This is a genomic window from Treponema sp. (assembly GCF_052169735.1).
Classification (GTDB): domain Bacteria; phylum Spirochaetota; class Spirochaetia; order Treponematales; family Treponemataceae; genus Treponema.
Window position 1 is genome coordinate 1 of sequence record NZ_JBQNBW010000100.1, and the last position, 5006, is coordinate 5006.

The 5006-nt window shown below is 46.3% G+C and carries 4 protein-coding genes; 3 read left to right on the plus strand and 1 reads right to left on the minus strand.

Annotated elements, in window-relative coordinates:
• The coding region (locus ACTTJ8_RS11315) for an Rpn family recombination-promoting nuclease/putative transposase (RefSeq protein WP_442719202.1) at window positions 1-408 on the minus strand (408 nt) is incomplete at its 3' end.
• A 363-nt stretch (window positions 409-771) separates the two neighbouring features.
• Here ACTTJ8_RS11315 and ACTTJ8_RS11320 point away from each other — a divergent pair.
• From ACTTJ8_RS11320 to ACTTJ8_RS11330, 3 genes are read left to right on the plus strand one after another with little or no spacing between them, the layout of a single operon-like run.
• Window positions 772-1818: a calcium/sodium antiporter gene (locus tag ACTTJ8_RS11320; RefSeq protein WP_442721249.1), complete on the plus strand. Its 1047-nt coding sequence runs from the start codon at window positions 772-774 to the stop codon at window positions 1816-1818.
• Between the two features lie 16 nt (window positions 1819-1834).
• Window positions 1835-2605, plus strand: a complete 771-nt coding sequence (locus tag ACTTJ8_RS11325; RefSeq protein WP_442721250.1) for an RsmE family RNA methyltransferase — start codon at window positions 1835-1837, stop codon at window positions 2603-2605.
• Window positions 2606-2614: 9 nt separating this feature from the next.
• Complete coding sequence (locus tag ACTTJ8_RS11330; protein WP_442721251.1) at window positions 2615-4525, plus strand: hypothetical protein; 1911 nt, start codon at window positions 2615-2617, stop codon at window positions 4523-4525.
• Window positions 4526-5006 lie beyond the last annotated feature (481 nt).

Genomic DNA, 5006 nt, shown 5'->3' on the forward strand with positions numbered 1-5006 from the left:
TGTTATTTCCCGCGAATACGGCTCTTTGCCGTTGTAAAAAACATAAAATTCAGGTATCGGGATAGTCAGCTGTTTACGGCTATACTTTTCCTTTGATTCAAAGAGTTTTTCATACAGACGGCTAACATACTCAAGGCAGCGCAATGGCATATTAGGATTGATAGTCGCTTGATGCTCTGCAAGTACTATGATTTTATTTTCAACAAGATAAGATACATCATTATAAAATGACATATAGAGAACCTGATCAAGTCTAACATTTTTTAGCTGCTTTGTATCTTTCAGCTCTGTACCATGTAATGCATTATACAGTGATAAAAAACGCTCTTTTGCTTTTTCATCGGTACTAAATAGATCGACAAAAACGGAGTCTTTATAGTTACGGTTATCCGGTACAGTTTCCAACATGCCGTTAGTATAGCATAAAACACGATCCTGTGTAAGATTAGGCATAAACAGTAACGCTGTATTTGACTTTTCAGCCATTTACACAATTTTCCTGACAGGGTTAGCCCCAGACACGCACATGAGAGATATTGCGTGAGCGCCGGTAAATCGGTATAGTTCCTTGCAGCCGGTTTCTAAAGCCTTCACAGGTGTGTTGGAAACAACGGGCAGCTTTAAAACGCACTATTCTTCGGCTTGTTGTATAAAAAACACCTGCTTGCAGCCGTTTGTAAATCAAAACCCCGGCGCGGCTTGTGAGTATTAACCATCCGCACGAATCAAGTTTGAGAAGATGCCCGCTATATCGTAATACAGAGGTATATTATGGAAGCATTTTTACATGGATTCTTAATAAATTCATCGGTGTTTCTCTCTTTGCTTGTACTCATTGTCAGTTTATTTACCCTGAGTAAGGGGGCTGATTGGCTGGTTGATAGCGCTGTCGCACTTTCTCTAAAATGGGGTATGCCTAAGATGATTATCGGCGCAACGATTGTCAGTCTCGGCACCACCTTACCGGAGGCATCGGTTTCAACCCTTGCTGCTATCAAGGGCAATGCCGAATTAGCGCTTGGAAATGCAGTCGGATCGATTATCGCAGATACGGCACTCATTATCGGACTTGCCGCTATGTTGGGTACCGTACCGGTAGACAAACGGCTTATCCGCCGGCAAGGTACGGTGCAATTTGCTGCAGCGCTTCTTTTAACGGTTGTTTCGCTGCCGTTCTTTTCTCCCGGACAAGAAGGAAAAATTTATCAGTGGATGGGCTGGGGTTTTGTTATGCTGCTTGCCTGCTATCTTTATGTATCGTTCCGCTGGGCAAAGGATGCTATGGACGGCTCTCCAGCAGAGGAAAATACCGGCGTAGAAAAAAATGATGATACCGAACAAAAACCTCTGTGGATGCTCTTGCTGCTGTTGGTTACCGGTATTGCGGTTGTAGTACTGTCATCAAAGGTGCTTATCCCGGCAGTAGAAGTTTCGGCGCTGAAAATCGGTATTCCGCAGAGTATCATTGCAGCTACGCTGGTAGCATTCGGCACAAGCGTTCCCGAATTGGTTACCGCAATTACCGCAGTACGGAAGGGACACGGGGAGCTTGCAGCAGGCAATATCATTGGAGCTGATATTTTAAATGTGCTCTTTGTACTTGGTGTTGCAGCTGCAGTAACTCCGGCAGGCATCAGAGTTCCCATCGGTTTTTATTACTTGCAATTCCCCACGATGGTACTGGTTCTCGGTATGTTCAGGTTCTGTTCTACCCGTAAAAACAGCGTTATCACCCGCCCACAAGGCTTCGTCCTCTTTGCTTTTTATACTATTTATGTGATTCTCAACTTTGCATTGAGAAATACGGTGCATTATTAAGTAGACAGTACTTACGATGAATATTATTTTACTCCGAAAGGATGAAGTTGCTGATGGAACGGTACGTTTTCACAAAACTGATGCACGGTTTCAGCATATTAAGAAGGTGCTGAAGCTGCATACCGGATCGGCATTCAAAGCCGGTATTATCAATGGGAAGAAAGGAATTGCCGTTATCTGTGATTTTTCCGAAGAACAGCTGACCGCCCGGTTTACCGCCAGTGATGCTGATATGGATGCGCAACAAAGACCGCTTCCGCATATCAGATTGATCCTAGGATTTCCTCGGCCTATTCAACTTCGCCGAATTTTACGGGATAGTATGGGACTTGGGATTGAAGCCTTGTATCTTATCGGTACTGAACTGGGCGAAAAATCCTATCAGCAAGCGGATATTGCAGCGCCGAGTGAAGTAGAGCGGCTGTTAATCGAAGGGGCTTGTCAGGCAGGTGATACTATGATTCCGGAGGTGTACCGCGCTCATAGTTTACGGCATTTTTTTACCCGATACGGGGAGTCAATTCGGCGTAAACACACACGGGCTGTGCTTGATGTCCCCCCTGCGGCATCTTATCCGCTTACTGCCTTGTCATGGCAGGGTTGTGAGCCGCTTTGGCTTGCGGTGGGCAGCGAGCGGGGCTGGAGTCAGACGGAACGCAGCATATTTACTGAACAGCAATTTTGTGCATACACTATGGGGCAGAGAATTTTGCGGACTGAAACAGCGGTTGCCGCAGCGCTTGCCGTCAGCCTTGCAAATTCCGGTGCTTGGGAGATGGCAAAATGAGAGAGAACGATGAATCAAGATCAAGTAAAAGAATTATTATTACAGATTGAAGACACTGAATTGGATTTTTCGGTAACATTTACCGGTAAAGTAAGCAAAAAGGTGAATGGGCTGTATAAATGCGATACGCACGAGATTCTTCTCCACAATAAAAACTTCTCTACTGATAATGAACTCCTGTATACCGCCATCCACGAATATACCCATCATCGGCTCTTTGAATTGGATGGAACCCGTTCCGGCCGCGTGCATACCCAGCGTTTTTGGAGCTATTTTCATCGGCTTTTACAAAAAGCGGAAGAAAAACAGGTATATACCATAGCTCTAGCGGAATCTCCTGAACTTTTGGAGCTGACGGACACAATCCGGACAACGATTATGACGGAAGACGGTAAGCTGATGAAGGAACTGGGGAGACTTTTAGGGCAGGCGCGGACGCTGTGTAAGCAGGCTGGGGTGCGGTATGAGGATTATATTGACCGGGTGTTGTGTTTGCCGCGCACCTCTGCCTCTACGCTGGAAAAGATACATGCCTTTGATGTTAAACCGGAGCTTGGGTACGAAGCGATGAAGGTTGTGGCAAATATCCCCAATCCTGAAAAACGCAGCGCAGCAGAAGAGCTTTTTTTACACAAAAACAGTCCGGCGCTTGTTCGGGAGACGCTCAAGGCAAAAAAACAGGATGAAGATCCGCGGCTCAAGCTGGAAAACGAGAAGCGCCGAATAGAACGCACGATAGTAAGTTTACAAGCGAGGCTGAGCGAGCTGGAAGCAACGCTTTCAAAACTGCCGGTTGCACTCTGCATATTTTGTCTTACCGCATGGTTATACACAGGATATACAACTGCGCCGCTTGCCGCGGAGACGGGAGCGAAGAATACGCAAATGCCCTCTACACAGATGTCCATACCCGACATGCCTGCAATTCCTCAGATTCCGGCAGTGGGGGCGAATGGAGAAGTGCAGCGTCCGATGCCTCCTGCAATTCAAAAACCGCAATTTCAACGCATTACTGCTCCAAAACATACCGTTCAACGGACTTCCGCAGCGGACTCTTCTGCAGCAGCTAACAGCTCCGCAGCAGGGACTGTCAGCCCTGCTGGTTCCGCAGGATCATCCGCCGGTGCTGCTGCTACTCGCTCTGCTGCATCCAGCCGGATAGCGGCACAGCCGTCCAAATTACTCAATGGGTTGAATGCCCGGACGCTTGCCGCTTTGACACAAAACAGCGGAAGCATTCCATCGTTTCAGAGTGTACTCAATAACGTACTCGGCAGCAGTGCGGGATCACTTGGAGAGAGCGGTATTTCCGGTACTGAGGGATTAAGCACACCTGCATTACCGGCAGGGGGCGCTGCATCAGGCTATACAGCAGTAGATGGCACCCTTTTAAGCCGCTTGCTGTCAGAATTGGAAAAGCTGCAAGCACAAATAGCCGCTGCAGACGTATCAAACACAGCAGGAACTGCAAAAGCCTTGTCCGGCAGCAGCACCCAATCGGAGATCACTGTACCGAGCGGTACGGCAGCAGCTCAGCCCAGTGCGCAGAACAGTTCAGCGGAGCGGGCTGCAGCGGAATTGATCCGGCTACGAATCAACGGAAGAGAGATTAAAAACGACGTTATTTTTTCGTTTTGTTCAAGCCCTGCAGCAAACGGTTCCTTCCTATACGGTGCAGACCGCCGGTTCATCGTAAATGGAGCCGAGTACAATGAAACAGCTTACTTTCTGTGCCGAAAACACGATACCAATCAGTATGAAATAACGATGGACTTACGGCAAGACAGCCTCAATCCAAATTCATTTCTCTACAAACTTACAGCATTAAGCCCGATTTTTGTAACGCAAACGTCCGACCTTATCTTTTGGCATTATAAAGCAAATGATTTTGAAGTTGAATTGGTTTTCCGTATAGCATAAAACATCAGCCAGCGTAAGGTTAGCAGTAACAATCCGGAACAACATGGGCTGCTTTAGAGCAGTTGAAATAATTTTTTGCTCTGTGATATAATAGATATATTCGATAACTACGTTTTCGAACAGGTAGACGAGTTCTAACGAGCACGATTTAGAACATCGCATTTCAAAGAAACCTGTTCAGAAGCGAAGTTTCCGAACAGGTTTCATTAATTGCTGCTGAGAATGCATTTGTATTTTAGCAGTACTATCGAATTTTATTATACAGAGAATTTAATGCTTTCGCATTTGCCCATTAAGCTGTAGGGAACCTCTAAAATCTAACCAAGTTTTTAGGGATGCCCAAGGGTATTAAAGCCGATAGAAACCGCCCTATGTGAATAACAGAAGCATACGGCTGATTTCTACAGCAAATCTGCATAAAAACAACACTTTATCCTAGAAGGAGGATGACAAAGTGAAAGAGAGTGGTGTAGTGGGGGGG

What these genes read in the sequence shown, in the direction of transcription:
- ACTTJ8_RS11320 (WP_442721249.1), top strand. Translation starts at nt 772, where the DNA reads ATGGAAGCATTTTTACATGGATTCTTAATAAATTCATCGGTGTTTCTC.
- ACTTJ8_RS11330 (WP_442721251.1), top strand. Translation starts at nt 2,615, where the DNA reads ATGAATCAAGATCAAGTAAAAGAATTATTATTACAGATTGAAGACACT.
- ACTTJ8_RS11325 (WP_442721250.1), top strand. Translation starts at nt 1,835, where the DNA reads ATGAATATTATTTTACTCCGAAAGGATGAAGTTGCTGATGGAACGGTA.